The organism is Chryseobacterium sp. JV274 (assembly GCF_903969135.1).
Lineage (GTDB): Bacteria > Bacteroidota > Bacteroidia > Flavobacteriales > Weeksellaceae > Chryseobacterium.
The window spans coordinates 1,542,793-1,562,945 of record NZ_LR824569.1; the positions used below are offsets into that span (position 1 = coordinate 1,542,793).

The 20,153-nt window shown below is 36.0% G+C and carries 22 protein-coding genes; 13 read left to right on the forward strand and 9 right to left on the reverse strand.

Annotated features, from left to right (window positions below; translation table 11 throughout):
* Position 1: 1 nt before the first annotated feature.
* From ureB to CHRYMOREF3P_RS06975, 3 genes are all read right to left on the reverse strand, one after another.
* A complete protein-coding gene (gene ureB / locus CHRYMOREF3P_RS06965; protein WP_047387761.1) occupies positions 2–370 on the reverse strand; it encodes an urease subunit beta in 369 nt (122 codons plus the stop codon).
* A gap of 11 nt (positions 371–381) precedes the next feature.
* Positions 382–684, reverse strand: coding sequence for an urease subunit gamma (gene ureA / locus CHRYMOREF3P_RS06970; RefSeq protein WP_047387758.1), 303 nt, complete (start codon positions 682–684; stop codon positions 382–384).
* A gap of 154 nt (positions 685–838) precedes the next feature.
* Complete coding sequence (locus tag CHRYMOREF3P_RS06975) at positions 839–1,204, reverse strand: hypothetical protein (RefSeq protein WP_077418498.1); 366 nt, start codon at positions 1,202–1,204, stop codon at positions 839–841.
* A gap of 406 nt (positions 1,205–1,610) precedes the next feature.
* Here CHRYMOREF3P_RS06975 and pruA point away from each other — a divergent pair, with 406 nt between their 5' ends.
* The 3 genes from pruA (at position 1,611) to CHRYMOREF3P_RS06990 (ending at position 4,220) form a co-directional block, all read left to right on the forward strand.
* Complete coding sequence (pruA, locus tag CHRYMOREF3P_RS06980) at positions 1,611–3,236, forward strand: L-glutamate gamma-semialdehyde dehydrogenase (RefSeq protein ID WP_180564215.1); 1,626 nt, start codon at positions 1,611–1,613, stop codon at positions 3,234–3,236.
* A gap of 306 nt (positions 3,237–3,542) precedes the next feature.
* Complete coding sequence (locus CHRYMOREF3P_RS06985; RefSeq protein WP_077418496.1) at positions 3,543–3,764, forward strand: cytochrome C551; 222 nt, start codon at positions 3,543–3,545, stop codon at positions 3,762–3,764.
* Between the two features lie 249 nt (positions 3,765–4,013).
* On the forward strand, positions 4,014–4,220 hold the full coding sequence (locus tag CHRYMOREF3P_RS06990) for a hypothetical protein (protein ID WP_077418494.1): 207 nt from the start codon (positions 4,014–4,016) through the stop codon (positions 4,218–4,220).
* A 404-nt stretch (positions 4,221–4,624) separates the two neighbouring features.
* Here the strand turns inward: CHRYMOREF3P_RS06990 and CHRYMOREF3P_RS06995 are convergent, their stop codons facing one another.
* Positions 4,625–6,253, reverse strand: coding sequence for an AraC family transcriptional regulator (locus CHRYMOREF3P_RS06995; RefSeq protein ID WP_180564216.1), 1,629 nt, complete (start codon positions 6,251–6,253; stop codon positions 4,625–4,627).
* Positions 6,254–6,554: 301 nt separating this feature from the next.
* On the opposite strand from CHRYMOREF3P_RS06995, the gene CHRYMOREF3P_RS07000 reads away from it, so the two are divergent.
* Complete coding sequence (locus CHRYMOREF3P_RS07000; RefSeq protein ID WP_077418490.1) at positions 6,555–7,715, forward strand: thioredoxin family protein; 1,161 nt, start codon at positions 6,555–6,557, stop codon at positions 7,713–7,715.
* A gap of 217 nt (positions 7,716–7,932) precedes the next feature.
* On the opposite strand, the gene CHRYMOREF3P_RS07005 is transcribed toward CHRYMOREF3P_RS07000, so the two are convergent.
* Entirely contained in the window at positions 7,933–8,955 is a 1,023-nt protein-coding gene (locus tag CHRYMOREF3P_RS07005; protein ID WP_077418488.1) for a 3-oxoacyl-ACP synthase III family protein, read from the reverse strand.
* A 73-nt stretch (positions 8,956–9,028) separates the two neighbouring features.
* On the opposite strand from CHRYMOREF3P_RS07005, the gene CHRYMOREF3P_RS07010 reads away from it, so the two are divergent.
* The 5 genes from CHRYMOREF3P_RS07010 to CHRYMOREF3P_RS07030 all read left to right on the forward strand — a co-directional run bounded on the left by CHRYMOREF3P_RS07010 (position 9,029) and on the right by CHRYMOREF3P_RS07030 (position 13,090).
* Positions 9,029–9,928, forward strand: coding sequence for a CorA family divalent cation transporter (locus CHRYMOREF3P_RS07010; protein ID WP_047387733.1), 900 nt, complete (start codon positions 9,029–9,031; stop codon positions 9,926–9,928).
* Between the two features lie 107 nt (positions 9,929–10,035).
* Positions 10,036–11,622: a patatin-like phospholipase family protein gene (locus CHRYMOREF3P_RS07015; RefSeq protein ID WP_180564217.1), complete on the forward strand. Its 1,587-nt coding sequence runs from the start codon at positions 10,036–10,038 to the stop codon at positions 11,620–11,622.
* A gap of 38 nt (positions 11,623–11,660) precedes the next feature.
* Complete coding sequence (locus CHRYMOREF3P_RS07020) at positions 11,661–12,161, forward strand: DUF2199 domain-containing protein (RefSeq protein ID WP_232538979.1); 501 nt, start codon at positions 11,661–11,663, stop codon at positions 12,159–12,161.
* Entirely contained in the window at positions 12,162–12,635 is a 474-nt protein-coding gene (locus CHRYMOREF3P_RS07025) for a hypothetical protein (protein WP_077418479.1), read from the forward strand. It abuts the gene before it with no gap.
* A 2-nt stretch (positions 12,636–12,637) separates the two neighbouring features.
* Positions 12,638–13,090, forward strand: coding sequence for a hypothetical protein (locus tag CHRYMOREF3P_RS07030; protein WP_077418477.1), 453 nt, complete (start codon positions 12,638–12,640; stop codon positions 13,088–13,090).
* 42 nt (positions 13,091–13,132) lie between these two features.
* Here CHRYMOREF3P_RS07030 and CHRYMOREF3P_RS07035 read toward each other — a convergent pair whose 3' ends face one another.
* Complete coding sequence (locus CHRYMOREF3P_RS07035) at positions 13,133–13,663, reverse strand: NAD(P)H-dependent oxidoreductase (protein ID WP_180564218.1); 531 nt, start codon at positions 13,661–13,663, stop codon at positions 13,133–13,135.
* A 91-nt stretch (positions 13,664–13,754) separates the two neighbouring features.
* On the opposite strand from CHRYMOREF3P_RS07035, the gene CHRYMOREF3P_RS07040 reads away from it, so the two are divergent.
* Positions 13,755–14,132, forward strand: coding sequence for a winged helix-turn-helix transcriptional regulator (locus CHRYMOREF3P_RS07040; protein ID WP_077418472.1), 378 nt, complete (start codon positions 13,755–13,757; stop codon positions 14,130–14,132).
* A gap of 76 nt (positions 14,133–14,208) precedes the next feature.
* Here CHRYMOREF3P_RS07040 and CHRYMOREF3P_RS07045 read toward each other — a convergent pair whose 3' ends face one another.
* A complete protein-coding gene (locus CHRYMOREF3P_RS07045) occupies positions 14,209–14,769 on the reverse strand; it encodes a DNA-3-methyladenine glycosylase I (RefSeq protein WP_180564219.1) in 561 nt (186 codons plus the stop codon).
* Positions 14,770–14,932: 163 nt separating this feature from the next.
* On the opposite strand from CHRYMOREF3P_RS07045, the gene CHRYMOREF3P_RS07050 reads away from it, so the two are divergent.
* Genes CHRYMOREF3P_RS07050 through CHRYMOREF3P_RS07060 form a run of 3 tightly spaced genes read left to right on the forward strand, consistent with a single transcriptional unit; the run spans position 14,933 to position 17,308 of the window.
* Positions 14,933–15,847 carry an alpha/beta hydrolase gene (locus CHRYMOREF3P_RS07050; RefSeq protein ID WP_077418468.1) on the forward strand — a complete coding sequence of 305 codons (915 nt, stop codon included), beginning with the start codon at positions 14,933–14,935 and terminating at the stop codon, positions 15,845–15,847.
* A 38-nt stretch (positions 15,848–15,885) separates the two neighbouring features.
* On the forward strand, positions 15,886–16,242 hold the full coding sequence (locus CHRYMOREF3P_RS07055) for a hypothetical protein (RefSeq protein WP_077418466.1): 357 nt from the start codon (positions 15,886–15,888) through the stop codon (positions 16,240–16,242).
* 52 nt (positions 16,243–16,294) lie between these two features.
* Positions 16,295–17,308 (forward strand): TQO small subunit DoxD, encoded by a 1,014-nt coding sequence (locus CHRYMOREF3P_RS07060; RefSeq protein WP_077418464.1) that lies wholly within the window; start codon positions 16,295–16,297, stop codon positions 17,306–17,308.
* 169 nt (positions 17,309–17,477) lie between these two features.
* Here the strand turns inward: CHRYMOREF3P_RS07060 and CHRYMOREF3P_RS07065 are convergent, their stop codons facing one another.
* Together CHRYMOREF3P_RS07065 and CHRYMOREF3P_RS07070 are read right to left on the reverse strand one after the other, a co-directional pair.
* On the reverse strand, positions 17,478–18,074 hold the full coding sequence (locus CHRYMOREF3P_RS07065; protein ID WP_077418462.1) for a hypothetical protein: 597 nt from the start codon (positions 18,072–18,074) through the stop codon (positions 17,478–17,480).
* A 402-nt stretch (positions 18,075–18,476) separates the two neighbouring features.
* Positions 18,477–20,054, reverse strand: a complete 1,578-nt coding sequence (locus CHRYMOREF3P_RS07070; RefSeq protein ID WP_077418460.1) for a DHA2 family efflux MFS transporter permease subunit — start codon at positions 20,052–20,054, stop codon at positions 18,477–18,479.
* Positions 20,055–20,153 lie beyond the last annotated feature (99 nt).

A 20,153-nucleotide genomic window follows, 5' to 3' on the forward strand; every position in this document is an offset into this window, starting at 1 on the left:
CTTAATGATTTTTAAAGTTTAATTCTTCAACTTTTGCAAGGCTTGCCTTTTTCTGTTCTTCGGAATCTATCTGTCCGTCGACAAGGTTGTTGAAGCCCATTGCTTTTTTGGTTCCTCCTATTTCTACCAATTCCACTTCTTTTTCTTCTCCCGGTTCAAACCTTACTGCAGTACTTGCTACAATATTCAGTCTCTTTCCGAAAGCTTTTTCACGGTCAAAGCTCATCGCTTTATTGACTTCAAAAAAGTGGAAGTGTGAACCCACCTGAATAGGACGGTCTCCGGTGTTTGTTACTTTTATTTTTACAGTTTCTCTGCCTTCATTGCAGATAATTGTACCTTCTTTTACAAAAATTTCTCCTGGTATCATAATCAGTAGTATTAGCGGATTGGGTTGTGTACGGTTACCAGCTTAGTCCCATCAGGGAAAGTGGCTTCAATCTGAACATCGTGGATCATTTCTGATACGCCGGGCATTACGTCATCTTTAGTAAGAAGATTAGCGCCTTCCTGCATCAGTTCGGCTACTTTTTTTCCATCTCTTGCTCCTTCAAGCAAAAAGTGGCTGATGAGTGCAATTGATTCAGGATAGTTTAATTTAAGGCCTCTTGCCTTTCTTTTTAGAGCGAGTTCGCCTGCCAGAAATAGCATAAGCTTTTCCGTTTCTCTCGGTGTTAAGTGCATAGTATTTTTATTTAAAATTGGACAAACAGTACTGGTTCACCTCTCCATAAAGGCAAATAGACATGTTCAAAAAATGTAAAATGGGAATGATTTTTACGGATCTGTATTGAGTGAATACAAACCACAATGGATCATTAAAAATTTAAAAAAGGGATTAGCAGCCCGCTATCTGCAGACAGTGATACAGAATGTATCTTGGTGCTGTAATGTAGGTACGGTTTTGAACAGCCGCAACCTGTGTATTGTAAGTGTAGCCTGCAAAGAAATAATTGAGCCACTGCTGTGCAAGTACTGAGTAATCAAATTTCACTTTCTCCCAGTCATTGGAATCCTGTACATCCTGCACATCTGAAAAACTATACATTTCAGGCTGGGTCTGCTGATCGGATTTCTGCTGAAGGAGATTGATTTTTGAGATAATATCAGAGTATGACTGAGTTTTCCCTTTATGTGCAAAAAGACCTGCACACAACGCTGAGAAAAACATCAGAAAAGAGAAAAATAAAACTCTTTTTTTCATACTATTAATAATGGTGTAAAATTAGAACAATCTTAAAACCTTGGCTATCAAAAAAATTATTTAAAATGTTCAAAATCGCAACAAATACAATTTTATGTAATTTTAACATTTCATGATAAATCCCTTATTTATAATACTTAAGCATAGTTTATGAACTATGACAAATATTTTATTGTCCTTATTCCTATAATTCTGATATTCCACTTTATCTTTTCCTTCTATTTAAAAGATCGAGTAAATACATCCAATATTATCAACACAACATGTTAAAAATCCTTTATTCATTAGCTATTACTTAACAATAAGCTTTATTTCATAAAAACAGGCGGTATTTTTTTCTTTCCTTATAATTATCGTAAATTTGTATACACATCTTATTTAATTTAATAAAATAATAAAACGTAATATGTCAAAAGCAATTTCGCAAGTACCATTAGCGGTAAATGAGCCGGTAAATTCTTATGAACCGGGATCTCCGGAAGTTAAAAGCCTTATCGACACTTATAAAAAAATGTGGGCTGAAAAGGTGGAAGTTCCAATGATTATCAATGGAAAAGAAGTGAAAACTGATACAAAAGTACAGCTTCAGTCTCCACAGGATCATGCTCATGACTTCGGTTTCTATTATCAGGGTGGTATGCAGCATGTGGATGACGCTATCAACGCGGCATTGGCAGCTAAACAAGAATGGAATGAACTAGGCTGGGAACAGCGTGCAGCAATTTTCTTAAAGGCAGCTGATCTTTTGGCTGGTCCTTACAGAGATGTGATTAATGCTGCAACAATGATCGGACAGTCTAAGAATGTACACCAGGCTGAAATTGATGCAGCTTGTGAATTCATCGACTTCTTAAGATTCAATGTAGAGTTCATGACAGAAATGTATGCTGAGCAGCCGGTTTCTGACAATGGAATCTGGAACCGCGTTGAATACAGACCATTAGAAGGATTCTGCTTTGCAGTAACTCCGTTCAACTTTACTGCTATTTCCGGAAACCTTCCTACTTGTATGGCAATGTTAGGAAACGTTGTAGTTTGGAAGCCGTCTGACAAGCAGGTATATTCTGCAAAAGTAATTATGGATGTATTAATTGAAGCTGGTCTTCCTGCGGGAGTTATCAACATGATCTTTACAGATGGAAAAGAAACTGCTGAAAAAGTATTGGCACACCGTGATTTTGCTGGTCTTCACTTCACAGGTTCTACAAAAGTATTCCAGGGAATGTGGAAAATGATTGGTGATAATATCCACAACTACAGAACATATCCAAGAATTGTTGGAGAAACAGGAGGGAAAGATTTTGTAATCGCTCACCCATCTGCTAACGTAGAAGCTGTAGCTACTGCATTGGTAAGAGGTGCTTTCGAATATCAGGGACAAAAATGTTCAGCTGCTTCAAGAGCTTATGTACCTAAGTCTCTTTGGGCTGACGTGAAAAAAGTAATGGAAACTCAGATGAATTCTATTAAAGTAGGTTCTCCAGAAGATACTTCTAACTTTGTAAACGCAGTAATTGACAAAAATTCTTTCGAGAAATGTAAAGGATATATCGACAGAGCAAATGCTTCAGATGAAGCTTCTGTAGCAATCGGTGGAAAAGTTGATGATTCTAAAGGATGGTTTGTACACCCAACAGTAATTGAAACTACAAATCCTCACTACGAAAGTATGGTAGAAGAGATCTTCGGGCCAATCTTATCAATCTTTGTATATGAAGATAAGGACTGGAAAGAAACGCTAAAACTTGTAGATTCTACTTCTCCTTATTCATTAACAGGTTCTGTATTCTCACAAGACCGTTACGCGATCAATGAAGCTTATAAAGCTTTAGAGAATGCTTCAGGTAACTTCTACATCAATGATAAACCAACAGGTGCTGTAGTAGGACAACAGCCTTTCGGTGGTGGTAGAGCTTCAGGAACAAATGATAAAGCAGGTTCTAAAATGAATCTTCTGAGATGGACCTCTGTAAGAAGTGTAAAAGAAACTTTTGTTTCTCCAAAAAACTACAAATATCCTTATTTGGGATAATAAAAGATAAATGATCATTGATAAATGATTGAACAGCCTCGGAATTTCGGTTTCGGGGCTTTTTTGTGGGATGCAGAGTTCAAGGTTTAAAGATTTAAAGTTCAAGGTCTAAGGTTTAAGGTTATTGGTAGCCAGAAATATACTTTTACTTCTCCAATACTTCAATACTCTCTCCCCTAATCCCTACAACCTGTTACCTTTTACCTAACATCTTTTAACAAACTTTACCTATATTTTACGACTTTCCCTACCCTCTTAGGAATAATTGTTGATTTTGAATAGGTATACACCCCAAAATAAAATAGTATGAAAAAGTTATTGCTAACAGTCATTGGAATAGGAATATTTGCAGTGAGCTGTGGAACCAAAGAATCGACAATGTCATCGAGCAATCGTGATTCAGCGACAGTAGAAAATACTCAAAAAAGTATACCGCCTACAACCACTGATACAATGACTACAAAAATGACAAATCCTGACAGTGTCAAGATAAAAAAAGATTCAGCGGTAATGTCTCCAGTCAAATAGTATTGATATACGTTCAATTTAAAAATGGAAAATCTGCAGATGAAATCGCTGCAGATTTTTTTTATTGGATAAAGCCAATGGGACGAATATTTTTTTGTTAGTGAGTTAAAATCCACCCCCTATTGAATTTTAATAATAACATCTTTTATCTTTTATCTTTTATCTTTTATCTTTTATCTTTTATCTTTTATCTTTTATCTTTTAATTAATCTTATATTTGATTATTACCAAACATTAATATATACTACTATGAAAAAATTCTGGATAGGAGCAGTTCTTGGACTTCTTTTCCTTGGAAGTTGTGCTCAAAATAAAGAAAAACGAGAGGAATATAAAGATGCCCACAACAAGGAATCTTTAAGAAACAAAATGGGTGATTCTGCTGTAGCTAATTCTATACCCGCTCCGGCAGCTGATACTTCAAAAACCAAACCCGACAGTCCAAAAGTTAAATAAAATCACAAATCCACAGACTTCTGTGGATTTGCACTTAAAAAAACTTGACTGAAAAAAAACCGGGCAATCAACCCCGATTATAAGATATGGTTTATATTCTGTGAACAGAATACTTCCTTTAAAGATAAAAACAGGAACCGTGGCTGTTTCAATGATGAAATATACACGCGTTCCATATATAAATTTTCATGGTTTAGTTTTCAGCTTAGGGATGATTTTCTTACTATAATATTATTTCAGGAAAAGAAATATTCCTTCAAAAAATAAAAGAGATAAGCTGTAGTATGATTGTATTCATGTCCCTCGAACTGGCGCAAAGATAGGATAGCAAAGGGTTCCTGTAAAACAATAGGTTGTTCATTTTCGTGAAAACAGTAAGATAGAATTTAAAAACCTATCTATTTTTAATCATTTTCAGGAAAATGAACATTTTTATCTGATTGATTTTCAGCATCAAGATATTTAATATAGGCTGATGGAGAATAGTCTGTGACCGCTTTGAAAACTGCAGCAAATTTACTGTGTGAAGAGAAGCCGCATTCATCAGCAAGGATGCTTATTTTATACTGTCGGTATTTCTCATCGTTGATCAGCTTATCCACAATATATCTGATTCTCAGTCGGTTGATATACGATTTAAAGTCAGCACTCTTATGCTGATTGATTACATAAGACAGATATTTTGTATTGGTATTCAATTCACCTGCAAGGAAAGACAGAGACATTCCCTTATTGTTATAGAGATCACCTTTCTCAAAATCTTCAAGAAGTTCAAGCAGCTTTGATTCTGTTTCGGAAGTCATCAGAGAATCATTTCGTCTTCGGTCTGTTTCAGAATCTTTTTCATCAATTTCTTCCACAGATATATTGGAAAACTCAGAACCATCGGATTGTTTTAAAGGATGATTACTTCTGCTGCTGATCATTTTCAACTGAGTTCTTATGATATTTCTGAACTTTGAACGTTGTTTTTTCTGTTTCGTTCTGAAGAAAACAAGTAAACCAACCAACAATGTAAACAGGACAATAATAGTGGCATTTTTCACCAGATTCATCTGTCCGTTCTTCTTACTGGTCTTCCCTTTTGAAACCTCTACTCCTTTCATTGTGAAGCTTTGATTACGAGCTGCAATACTGTCGTATGTCCGTACATATTTCACAGCATATAAAGAAGCTTTGAAATTATCCCCCATCCCTTCATAGTAATCATTTATATTGGAGTATACTGCTTTTTTCAATGTAAGACTTCTGGAGGTGTCTGCTATTTTTTCTGCTTTTTTCAGGTATAGTTCCGCATCTTTCCAGTTTTTCTGCTTCAGACGGATTCCTCCCAGACCATTATAAACCAATCCGAGCGTACAGCTTCCGACTTTGAGCAAACCTTCAGCTTTCCTGTAATAATTTTCAGAAACAGGATAGTCATTCAGTTTGAAATAGACATCACCAAGCAATTGATAGGAAGCAGCAGCTGTTCTGTTTTCATTACGGCTGTTGATTCTCTCAAAATATTTCAGAGAAGATTCTATAAATCGTATTGCATTTGAGTAATTGCCCAGTTCCATTTCATAGAAAGCCATTTCCTGATTCAGGAGTCCTGCCGCCTCATTACTTTTTTGAAAATCAGTAATCCTGCCGGAAGCTTCCAGTCCTTTTACAATGTATTTTTTAGACCTTTCATACAACCCTACCTGTCTATATTGCCTGGCAAGTAATCGGGTTACCACAGCCATCTGTTCCGGGTCATTTATCTGATTGATTATCGAGTGGGCGTTTTCACTATAGCAAATTGCTTTTTTAAGCTCGCCGGCATGATGATAAAGTTCTGAAGAGAGAATAAGAGATTGTATTTTCTCAGAAGGTTTCTGTGCCAGCATATAAAGAGAATCTGCGGTCTTGATCGCTTTGGGTAAATCCTTATGTGCGGTAACAGAAGACGTTCTTTCACAGATAAGCTCAAAGTTGTTTTTTTTCTGAGCGAATATTGGGACTGCTGTTACCAGCAAAAACAAAAATTTCAGGATATTTTTAGACATACAGAAACAAATTATTATTTTTATTTTATAATAATTCATCATTATTTTCACTGGGTGTCTTTTTGTTTTTTACAAAACTAGTGATATTTTATTTTTTATTAAAATATTATATTGAAATTTAATCATTTAACTTAAAACAGCGATTTACATTAATTTTAATAATTAGACCGAAATAATAAATGATTATCCTTCATATGAACCGATGCCTGTTTTAAAACCAAAATTCCTTTATAATTATTTTCAATATGAACGGCTCATGTGTCATCATATTTATTACATTTGCAGGGAATAAAAAGTTTTTATGAAAAAAATAGCAATACTTTCCTCAATCTTTATAGGAGTTCTTGCATGGGCACAGGGAATTAAATTTGAAGACGGCAATTTTGCGTCTATCCTTGCCAAAGCAAAAAAAGAAAAAAAACTGGTCTTTATAGATGCATATGCTTCATGGTGTGGACCTTGTAAACTGATGGTAAAAAATATCTTCCCACTTCAGTCTGTGGGTGAATACTATAATTCTCACTTCATCAATGCTAAAATTGACATGGAAAAAGGTGAAGGAATTGAGTTGGCTAAAAAATATAATGTAAAAGCATTCCCTACTTACCTGTTTATTGATGGAAACGGTGAAGCAGTACACAGAACGTTAGGATATGTTGAAGAAAAAGACTTTATCCAGTTTGCCAAAGATGCCGAAGATCCAAACAAAAGACTGACTTCTTTAAAAGAGCAGTTTGAAAAAGGAGAAAAAGATCCTGAGTTTCTAAAGAATCTTGCAGGACTTACAATGTATAATGATGCTGAGTTTGCCGGTAAAGTACTTAACCGTTATTTCCAGCAGAAACCAAGTTTAGATCAGGAAGATGTTCAAATGCTTCTTTCAGGGGTTCAAACTATAGACAGCCCTTTGTACAAAATTTTTCAGGATAAGAAAGCGGATATCGTTAAATTCTTCCCGGAAGATAAGTATGAAAAGTTTGACAAAAACATCAAGTTGAATACCGTTTCCAAAAAAGCATATAATGCAGATACAAAAAAATGGGACGACAACTATTTCATGTCTGAAACTCAGAAATTCCTAAGCAAAGAAGAGGCTGACAAGATCTTAAAAAGAATGAAAGCCAACAGAGCTTTAAAGAATAAAGATATTCCTGAGTATGAAAAATTGATCATTGACTTATACAAAGACTATTCTGCAGCAGGTTCTGAAGAACTGAATTCTCTTGCGTGGAACTTCTTTGAAAACGTAAGCAATAAAACATCTCTTGAAAAAGCAATTGCATGGGCACAGGAATCTGTAAAGAAAGATCAGAACTTTGCTAATACAGATACTCTGGCAAATCTTTACAATAAGATTGGGGATAAGAAAAATGCAAAAACATGGGCTGAAAAATCTATTGAGCTTGCAAAAAGTACAGGACAGGATTCTACTGATACCGAAAAATTATTGAAAAGCCTTTAATAGGAATACATAAACCAAAAACCGCAGAACTTTAGCAGTTCTGCGGTTTTTTTATATTGTTTAGGGAATAGATGTTGCCAACCGCCCCGTCAAAAATTCTTTGAATTTTCCCCACCCCTCCAAAGGATGGGAATTTTCACGTCTTCAGCTGTAATATAAGTGGAAAATAAAGCTTTCTTTCTGTTTTATAGATACAAAAGCTATTTACTCTCTTCTCTTAGTATTCAAACAGCACACTTCCCCAGGTAAATCCGCTTCCGAAAGCTGAAAGAAGTACCAAATCACCTCTTTTAATTTTCCCTTGTTCAATCGCTTCACTTAAAGCAATAGGAATAGAAGCAGCGGTTGTATTTCCGTATTTCTGAATATTGTTAAAGACTTTTTCATTCGGTAATCCGAATTTATCCTGTACAAACTGAGCAATTCTAAGATTCGCCTGGTGCGGAATGAACATATCTAGATCTTCAACTGTTTTCCCTGCTTTGTTCAATGCTTCCATCATCGTTTCAGGAAACCTTGTCACCGCATGTTTGAACACGAAGTTACCGTTCATGATTGGGTATACTTCTTTGTTGGTTACATTTTCAGGCTCTTTTCTCATTCTGTCACTCCATCCGAATTTTGAACCCGGGAACTGCGTACAAAGTTCGTCTGCATATTTACCTTCAGAATGCATATTCACCGCTAAAATATCTCCTGAATTTTCATCTTCTGAAGCTGAAAGTACAACTGCTCCTGCTCCATCTCCGAAAATAACAGAAACTCCTCTGCCTTCATCAGAAAAATCTAATCCGAAAGAGTGAACCTCCGCTCCTACAACAAGAATATTTTTATAAGTACCTGATTTAATAAATGCATTGGCAACACTCATAGAATATACAAATCCCGAACATTGATTTCTCACGTCCAGTGCTCCAATTGTATCGCATCCCAACATATCCTGAAGCAATACTCCGCTCCCAGGAAAATAGTAATCCGGAGAAAGGGTTGCAAAAACAATAAAATCAATATCTTTTGAGGTAAGACCTGCGTTCTGAATGGCTTTTTCTGAGGCTTTAAACGCTAAATAAGCAGTAGTTTCCTGAGCGTCATTCCTGTTTTTTCTATGTCTGCGTTCCTTGATACCCGTTCTTTCCGTAATCCATTCATCATTGGTCGTCATTAGTTTTGCTAAATCATCATTTGTAACAACGTTATCTGGAACATAAAATCCCACACCTTTTATTGTACTTTTAATCATATAGTTTTTTAATTTTGGCAAAGATAAAACTTATTTAACACATAGTTTTTCAAAATATTAGTATTTTTACTTTATGCCAATTGATACGATATACAGAACCTCCCAGTGCGAATGGGTAGATGTAGAGGCTCCTACTGCAGAAGACCTGAAATTTCTTCATGAAAGATATGAAATCAATAATCTTCTTCTGGAAGATACCATGGACCCCAACCACCTTCCCAAATATGAAGAGGACGGAAATATCAAATTCTTTCTCCTGCGTGAAAGTACAGAACTGGAAAGAAAGAATCTGAATACCATCAGTGACATCAGTACCAAGATCGGGATTTTTTTGGTGGAGAATACCATTATCACCATCCACAGGATGAAAACCAGAAGTATCACCGAAGTCAAGAAGAAAGTTTCTTTAATTCAGGAAGACCTTAATCCTCAGCAGATCACACTGATGATTGCTATATTGATCATGAAAAGTTTTGATGATGAATCTTTAAGTCTGTTTGAAACTATGGACAATATAGAGAATGAGATTTTCCTTAAAAACACCAATCATACAAGCCAGATCCGCCGCCTTTATAAACTGAAACGAAAATCAGGATTGAATTCACGGGTACTGGTGATTTCTACGGATGCCATTGATAAATTTAAATTATTGAATTTACAGGACTCCGAAATTGTTGATTTGAAAGATAAACATAAAGATGTAGTGGCAGATTTTGATCACTTGAATATTCAGATCACCAACCTTATTTCCATGTTCCTGGCACTTTCGGATCAAAAGGCCAACCAGGTTATGAAAGTTCTGGCTATCTATTCTATTTACTTCTTACCGATCACCTTTATTGCCGGGGTTTATGGGATGAATTTCGATAATATGCCTGAACTTCATCATAAATACGGATATTTTATAACGCTGGGAGCTATGGCTACGGTCATGATCAGTACGTTTATTTATGTAAGACGTAAACAATGGTGATTAATTTTTATATAAGCACAAAGACGCAAAGATTTTATCTTCGATAAAAATATAAACCGGTTGATTGCTTTTTGCCTTTAACCCAAACACCATCAAGACAAAATACCATGACCTCCGAAAACCTCAACAAAATCATGGAAGATTCTTCTCTTTCGCAGGCCTCCAAAGATAAACTGGCTGCTTTGCATGAGAATATATCTGCCAAAGAATTCTCTGATCTCCTGGATCAGTCTGGGAATCAGTATATAGAGTTTGTGCAGGAAGGTGGTGGTGTCTGGGGAAGTGCACTGGTAGGCTATCTTTACGGACTGGAAATATTTGGTATCCGTTTTCTGAAAGTAGCCGGAACGAGTGCCGGAGCCATTAATACGATGCTCATTGCGGCCTGTAAAACCAAAGAAGAGCCCAAAAGTGAGCTTATCAAAGATATCCTTTTCAGCTGGGATTTTTCCGATTTTATGGATGGAAAAACTTATGTAAAAACGACGCTGCATGCAATGCTTAACAATAAGGATTTTTTTAAGATCAATGCCATTATTGCTGCGATCCTGTTCATTATCCTGATCAGTATTCCTTTTTTGGTTTCTTCAGCTACTATACTGAATGCCAAACTGATGTTTTTGATTCCTCTGATTCCGGCTGTCATTCTCTTTTTCTGCATTCAAAAACTGTATAATAATTTTAGGAAAGAAAACAGCGGTCTCAATCCCGGAAATGTTTTCCAGAATACCATGCAAAATGCACTGGATCAATTTGGAATCAAAACGGTGGCCCACCTCAACGAGAAATTTATTCAGAAAGAACGGAATCTTAACCTCAACTACCGGTATGGAAACGGTCAGGAATATTATATAGTGACTCTGCAGAATATCGAAAAGATTAAAATAAAAAATAAGGAACATATTGATCAGACCCGATATCGAATTTTCTATGAAAGTGCCCTCAATAATGATTATTATAAAAACAATCCGTTTTACCTTCTCAAATCTGAATATGTTGTCATTACCACCGATATCAATGCTAAAATTAAGGTGGAACTTCCTACAATGGCCAATCTCTATTGGTCCGAAGAGGAACTGAAGCACATCAGCCCGGCGGAATTTGTAAGAGCATCTATGGCTGTTCCTTTTTTCTTTGAACCTTTTCAGAAACAGATCAATAAAGATGACAGCTCTGTAAAATACGCCTGGAGATATTGGATGAATACCAAACCGGAAGATATCAACCCTGCCGGGGTTTTCATTGATGGAGGCAGTATTTCCAACTTTCCTATTGACCTGTTTCATGCCGATGAAGTTTTTTATCCAAGAATGCCTCTTTTCGGAGTACAGCTGACTAGTGATTCTGCTATTCTTTCGGAAAGAGGGAAAACCAGTGCAGAAATCATGAAAACACCCTTCAGCTATGCCGGAAATATCATCAGTACGTTGAAAGGTTTTAATGACAAAACTTTCCTTACCAAACATACTTTTTACCGTTTATACAGTATACAGAGTGTGAACTGCGGTACCAGCAGCTGGCTGAATTTCTTTATGAAAAAAGAGGAAAAGGAAGAACTTTTCAACAGAGGTTTCCAGGCAGCCCTTGATTTTCTCAATGGTTTCGACTGGGAAAAATACAAATATGAACGCATGATGCTCACCATGAAAGAGAAGAAAATACTGAAAGAAGAGGATACGCCGACGGTGGGATAAGGATTTTTAGGTATTTTAGCCGAAAAGCAAATTTAATCATGAAATACATCTGCCAATGCTGCGGGGAAGAAAAAGAAGACTGGCCGGCAATAGCCTATTCATACCCTTATTTTTATTCCTGCTTATCCGAAGAAGAATTAAAAAATGCTGAACTCAGTTCAGACCTGTGTGTCGTCAAAGATCCTGAAAATACACACCGATTTATCCGCACAGTTCTTGTGCAGGAAGTTAATGATGACTGCAGAGATCTGGATTATGGAATATGGGTTTCATTGAGTGAGAAGAGCTATAATGAATATGTTGAGAATTACGATAATAAGGAATTTGAAGCTGAATATTTCGGATGGCTTTCTACCTATCTTCCGGATTATGATTTTCAGGAAAGCGTTCCTACAACTGTGGTGGTAAATAATGCAATCGGCAGGCCATTTGTTTATCCTCACCAAAGCTATGAACATCCTTTTGTACATGATTTTTATAATGGAATTACAAAGGAAGAAGCAGAGAAAAGAATCAACAGGATTTTAAATAAAGAATAAATGAACTGGATTATCAGAAGTACAAAGAAAGTAAAATTCCATACCAATCTTCAGGAAATTTTAAAGCCTATATGGGATGATCTGACTATTTATCACTGGATCTTAACTGATCTGGATTTTATATCTGAACAGCCACTTCCCATTAATTTTGATGAAGATTTTTTTGTTTTGGATCATCGGGAATTTGAAAAGCTTTATCAAAGCAATACTCAGATGATTTGGGGGATAATATCCGCTGTTCCAAATAATATTGTACCAGATACTTCATTAATCTCTAAACTATCTGCTGAAGATTCCATCGTTTGGGAACCTAATCATTTTTTAATTCAGGAAAGTATTTTAGAAATTATTGCTTTTGATAGCGGGTATACTATAGTAAAGTTTAAAGAAAAAAATCTTTCAGATAAATTTAAAGAATATTTTCAGGAACAGGCAGTAGATCTGCAAAAGTTCAATGAAAAATATATGAGTTGAACATGAAAAAATTTATCTCTGAAAAATTTCATATTATTCTTTTGGTACTCACTTTAGGATTGATCATATTCTGCATGGTAGACGAGAATTTATGGGTAAAAAAAATGCTCAAAAGTCCTAAATATACAATTGGAGAGGCTATTACGGATTGGCATCCAAAGAATAACAATGGTGTAGGAACAGATTATAGCTATCAGGTTAGTAATAAAATATATTATAAAACAACAAATTGTTCTTACAAAAAAGGAGATAAATTTCTCATCATTTTTGATTCTATAAAACCTAAAAATGCAAAAGTTCTTGACATTTATTCTATTGAGAATTATCTTATAGATTTAAAAATTCCCGCAAAAGGCTGGAAATATCAAGATGTCCCTTTTAATATTGATAGTAATACAATAAAGAAATATATTCAGGACTGGAATGTAGAACCTTTTGAATACATAGAAAAGTAAGTTGAACTCATTTAATTAAAGTCCAACTTTACTTTTACTCTGTTATAAAGCATCCAAAAACTCCAGATACATCGGAACACTTCTGTTGATCCATTCATCGGAAGAATCTCTTTCAATTCCGTAGTAAACAAAAGGTTCTTTATAATCTGCTTTTATATAATCAAACGTCAATTCATAAGGCCTGAAAAGCTCCTTCATGGTATATTTATACTCTCCGGATGTACTGTATCCTTCTTCATCAATTCCAGCAGTAACAGCCAGTGACATTTTCTTTCCTGCAAGCTTGAAACCACTGTTGCTTCCATACGCCCAACCATATAAAACCACCTCATCCAACCATTGTTTTAAAAGTGGCGGGCTGCTGAACCAGTAAAAAGGAAACTGAAATACAATTTTATCATAAGATTCCATCAACTTCTGCTCCTGAGTTACATTGATTTTTCCATCAGGATAAGCTTCGTATAATTGATGAACCGTATATTTTTCAGGATATTTTTTTAATTCGTCAGTCCATTTTTTATTGATCACAGATTTTTCAATATCAGGATGGATAATAATTACTAAAGTCTTCATTATGTTTAAATTTCTATTACAAAATTACGATACGTAACTTACATTTTGTACATTAGCCACCCATTGTATGGTACTATAAAAAATGTAAGTAATGACTAAAATAAAGGAAACTTCAACGAATTTTGCCAATAAAAAAGCGCTTGCTGATGAATGTCCGGAAATCTATGCTTCCAACATTATCGGGGGACAATGGGCATTGGCTATCTGCTGTTATCTGATCAATGGAAAAATGAGATTCGGAGAACTGAGAAAAAAGCTTCAGAATATTACAGAGCGTATGCTTACTCTTCAGCTTCGCAGGCTGGAGGAGGACAAAATCATTACCAGAACAGTATTTGCCGAAGTTCCTCCAAGGGTAGAATATGAGCTTACAGAAATCGGGTACAAGCTGAAACCCATTATCCTCGAGTTTGAAAAATGGGGAAATGAGCATAAAGAAGTAGTGAATAAAGCTACAAAGAATGATTGAGATTCCTACGGAGTGACAAAAAAGAAGTGTTTGACATTATTTACACACTCTGTCATTCCGTAGGAATTTATGTTTATTATTGATCCAAACTTCTCTTCCACAAAGGTTTTTGAGCCAAAACTTTTGAATGTATCGGACAGGTTTCATGATGGGCTCCTTTCAGATATCCGGTACTCATGAGAAATTCGTTGACAATCTCTCCACCTGTGAATTTGAATGTTTTTTTGAATAACTTCATCCATTCCTGCAATGTTTTAGGATGATGATGTTCCAGCCATTTTTCAAATGACCCGAATTCTTTCTGAAGCTCTAAAATCGTTCTGGCATTTTCAATCGCAGCATTTACCTTTAATTTATTTCTGATAATTCCGCTGTCATTCAACAGTCTTTCGCGGTCTTCTTCTGTATATGCTGCTATTTTCTGAATATTAAAATGATCATAGGCTTTTCTGAAACTGTCTTCTTTTTTCAGAACGGTTTCCCAGCTTAAGCCTGCCTGGTTGATTTCCAGAATCAGCCTTCCAAACAATTCATTATCATCATGAATTGAAAATCCATAATAGTGGTCATGATAATTTTTGTGCAGTTCTTTTCTGCTTTCGGGCTGCATACCTTCTATTGCTAAACAATAACTCATTACAATATTCTGTTTAAATTCTAAATAATGTTGTAAAAATAAATCAGGTTTGTGACAACTGTCCGTCAGTAGTGATTTTTATTTTTTAAATTTAATGATAATTCCATTTATTTTATCCTGCTCACAGAATATTCAGTAGTTTAGAGGATCCTAAAACGCTATCATGAAATCACTGTTTTCTATTATCTTTATTGTATGTTCTATTGTTTTAAATGCACAGAATCTATATTCTAAAGCCTATGGAAATCCAAAAAACATTCCTGTTATTTTTATTCATGGAGGACCGAGCGGAAATGCCACTTTATTTGAAGGAACTACAGCTCAAAAGCTGGCTGATAAAGGATTTTATGTCATTGTCTATGACAGACGCGGTGAAGGCCGTTCAAAAGATGAAAATGCCACTATGACTTTTAAAGAAAGTTTTGAAGATTTAAAAGGAATTTACACAGCTTATCATATTAAAAAAGCAAATATTCTTGCTCACAGTTTCGGTGGAATTATCGGGACTCTATTCACTTCACAATTTCCTGAAAAAGTAAATTCTCTGACTCTTGCCGGAGCTTTATTTACCCAGCAGGAAACTTATGATCATATTTTAAAACAGGCAAAAGAACATTTTAAAAATGATTCTGTACAGCTCAAAGAGATTTCGGAAATAGAAAATCTGGATAAAAATTCTGCGGCCTATAGAAAAAGATGTTATGAAATGGCCGGTAAGCTGAGTTTCTTCGATATGCCCAATCCTACTCCCAAAAGTGAAATGCTGAGAAACGAATACAAGGCAGGTGAGTTTTATAAAAACAATATAAGAAATCCTGATTCACCCCTTAAATTCTATAAAAATGAAACTCTGAACAATCTGGATAATACTCCCGTTCTAAAAGACATCCGAAAAAAAGGAATTCCCATTTTTGCAGTGTATGGCAAGGATGACGGAATATTTTCAGAAAAACAGCTGAATGATCTTAAAAATATCGTTGGGGTGAAAAATTTCAGACTTATCGACAACTGTTCCCATTATTTATTTGTAGACCAGCAGGAGGATTTTTTACAATTTATTAAGCTTACATTAAAATAAAGTGTAGTTTTGTAACCATGCCCCATTCAGGACTCCATATGAAAACCTATAAAGCTGTCATTACGATGCTTGTATTGGTGTTTTCATTATCACCGTGTTCTGTAAAAAGAAATGTTCTTGATATTTTTGATATTCAGTATATCAGCGGGCTGAATAAGGTAAAGATAACTTCATCTCTTTCTTCCAGCTGTGATGCTGCATCCGCTTCAGCAGGAGTTTCAGTCTCAAAAGCTAACATTCAGGGCCAATACAAAGATTCTTTTTCCAATTTTTATTCTTCTGCAGAGGTTTCTGCTGAAGAGAAGATTTTTTTCAATGAATACTCAGGGCATTCTACAGGAAACAGCCCGCCGAAATATATTCTGTTTAAAAGACTGAAGCTTAATCTGGTTTAAACTTTTTTAACCTAATTAAAAATCAGTTTTTTACAATACAATATTAATTTCAATGAAACATACTCTAAACAGCCAGTCTTCGGACATGGCCGGATTATATGCTTTATCCCTCCGCATGGTGATCGGATGGACTTACTTTTCAGCCTTCTGGCGCAGACTTATCCTCGAAAACAAGCTTATTCCTGATGAGCAGGGATATATCGGGGAAAAATTCAATCACTTTTTACCGAATGCACTCGGTATAAAACCTATTATTGAATATCTGGTCACCCATCCTGATGCCTTACAGCGATCCATGATGATTTTCACTATTATTGAAGCTATTGTGGGATTATTCATTATTCTCGGGTTATTTACACGGCTGATGAGCATCGGCATCTTCAGTCTTGCCCTTGGGATTCTATTGGGTTCCGGCTGGCTGGGAACAACCTGTCTTGATGAATGGCAGATAGGAGTTTTAGGAGTTGCTGGCGGATTTGTTCTGTTTCTTACCGGAAGCGGTCCTTATTCACTGGATTACTATTTCATGAAGAATAACAAAATCTTCACTCAAAAAAGAGGGTTTCAGTGGCTTGGCTCAGGAAACTTTCCTATCTCACAACCAAAAGTTCTTGTACTGGCAGGTTCGCTTATCATATTCGGGCTGACTCTTTTTACCAATCAGTATTTCCATGGAGGTGTATGGGGAACCCTGCATAATAAATCGGTAAAACCGAAACTGGAAATTTCAAATATTTCCCATACTAATTCGGATTTAAAATTTGAAGTCTACAGGACGGAAGGGGCCGATGTTTATGGCTCTTTCCTGATAGGCATCCATATTCTGGACAAAAATGGAAATATTTTAAAAGCACTGAATCATCAAGAACTTTCTGAATTGTCTAAAGAAAATATACAGAATCATTATGTCACCAAAGTAAAACCCGGAAAGCACAGCTTGGTAATTCCCTTGGGAGCAAAGGCTGATGTAACTTTGGATATTGATGATATTCTTCAGAAAAGTGAAATTCATGCGCTGAAACTGATTGATGTGAGCGGAATTGAGTGGATAGAGAGGATGAAGTAGATTAAATTTCAAGATTCGGGGTGCGGGTTTTATGTTCTCGCTAAAGCCGATCCTTAATTTATAATGGTAAAAGCGGACTTTAGTCCGCTTTTATTAATATTTTGAGATAAAATTGATTACAATAAGATCTGCGAAATCTTCAAAATCTGCGAAATGCTTTTGAAGAATCTTATTTCTCTGAGACCATTATATGATAACTGCATGAGCTGTCCGGGTCAAGTTTCAGCACTTTTATTTCAAGTAAAACATCCAGCCCCAGGGTATCGCAAACTCCCTGTAAAAATGGTTTTATGACCGGCCATTTCAACAGGCCAGCGATTTGCAGGCTCTGCGTTATTTTATGGTAACGGTCTACTCCTTTGATCAGCAGTTCACATTGGTGGTCATTTAATTCTTTAAATTCAAAATTATATTCGGGACTGGATGTAAAAATTGCTCCTATCAGTATTTTGGCTGCGGCCGGAATACCGGGCTGCAGATTAGGTTTTGTTTCAAGATTTCTCAGTGTCATTCTGGATCCGAGATCATACATGAAGGTACTGGAAAGCTGTTCAATAGCTTCGGCTCCATAAAGTCTGCCAATCTGCTTAAGCATTCCACCATAAAAAGCTCCTGTAATATCAGACAGGCGCTGGGTAAGTTCTGTAAAGGTTCCGGGAAAAAAATCTGAAATAATCTGAGCCTGATTCATTTCAGGAAGATAGACATCATGCTTTCTGAAATCTGATAATGCCAGATAGGTTTCCGGCAGTTGTATTTGATTCATATTTAATATTTTGTAAGTATGTTGAGATCATGGTTTAGTTAATTATTAAAACGAAAGACAATATTTAATAAAGCTTTCAGAAATAAGGACATTGTCTTTATTGAATATAAAAACAAAGTGGATGATAGTGCTCAATCAATTGATATTAAAAATGATATTCAGATAAAAATCCGGTACTTTATTGGGAAAACACCTTTTTGAAGAGGGTTTGAGGGATTAGGGAATCTATTCATATTTTTTCATTTGTTCTTGTAAAGCTAGAAAAAATAATTAAACTCTCCAATAAGTGATATTATTTTTTGTTTAACAGAATTAAAACTAAAAGTTATTGTCTGATATTTTTTTATGACAGAAATGAACAAAAAAAAACCTTCGAAAATATCGAAGGTTTTTAATTAAAATTTAGTGCATGGCTTCACTCAAATCTATTTTTTCTTTGCTCTTTCTTTCTTTTACGAGTAAGATAAACGGAATACATATCAGGAATACGATTCCGAGGTAAAGAAATACATCCATGTAAGACAATACCGTTGCCTGCTTGGTTACTGACATGTCGAGCATTTTATAAGCCGCATTCATCGCGGCGTCCGGGGTCATTCCTTTCGCTACAAAACTTGCCTTCAATGCTGCGAGTCTTTGCTGGACCTCAAAACTGTTTTCGTCAAGGTGGGAAATCAGGTTATTCCTGTACTTCTGGCCTGCATTGGCAATAAAAGTTGTAATTGCTGCAATCCCGAAAGATCCTCCTAGCTGTCTCATCATTCCGGTAAAGGCTGCTCCCTGACCAATCTCCTGCCCTTTCAATGTACTTAAGGACAAAGAGGTGATTGGAATAAACAGTAGTCCTAATCCTGCTCCTCTTACAATCAGCATCCAGAAAAATGCATCTTTACTGGTGTCCGGTGTCAGAATTTTATATCCCCAGAAACTATAGACAAAGAAGATGAACAATCCTAAAGAAACCAGGATCTGCTGTTTTGCTCCTTTTGCTAGCAATCTACCAATGATTGGCATCATGAAGGCCGTCGTTAAAGCTGCAGGAATCATCAAAGCTCCTGACTGAAGTGCCGTCCACCCTAAAATACTCTGGGTATACAGTGGAACGATGAATGTGGAACCATAAAGCCCAAATCCAAGCACGAATGACATCATGGTTCCGATTCTTAAATTGCTGTTTTTAAGCACCCTGAGCTCAACAATTGGATATTTAAAGGTAAGTTCCCTCCAGAGGAATAATATAAATCCTAAAATTGCTGCTGCTGTGAAGGCTACGATCATTCCGCTTTCAAACCAGTCTTCTTCATGTCCTCTTTCCAGAATGAACTGTAATGAACCTACCGTTACCGCCAGTAAACCAATTCCAATCCAATCTACATCCGAGACCTTACGTTTTTCGGCATATTTCGGACTTCTTACAAACTGCAGCGTCATCAAGGTTGCGGCAATTCCAATCGGAATGTTAATATAGAAAATATATGGCCAGCTGAAGTTGTCAACGATATATCCTCCAAGAGGCGGACCTAATGTAGGACCAATGATTACTCCCAGACCATAAATAGCCTGGGCCATACTTCTTTTTTCAATCGGATAAGATTCCGTAATAATCGTCTGTGAAGTTACCAATAAGGCTCCCCCACCGATTCCCTGCATCAATCTGAAGAACACGAGTTCCCAGATATTGGTCGCATTTCCACATAAAAATGAAAATATGGTAAATATAATGATGGATGCCGCAAAGTAATTCCTACGTCCAAACTGCTGGGAAAGCCAGCTCGTCATTGGTACTATAATTACGTTACCAATGGCATAAGCCGTAATTACCCATCCCACTTCAGAAAGTGTAGATCCAAGATTCCCCTTCATTTCATTCAAGGCAACATTGACAATCGTGGAGTCTACAATTTCAAGAAGGGCACAAAGGATAGCAGTAATCGTAATGATCACTCTACGCGCTCCATATTCTACTAATGAATCTTGCATAAGTTTTTATGATGTAAAAAATCAATGGCGAATTTTGTTTCACAAGTGAATCCTGAATTATAAAGCAGTCTATTTTAAATTGACTACAAAAACTGATTC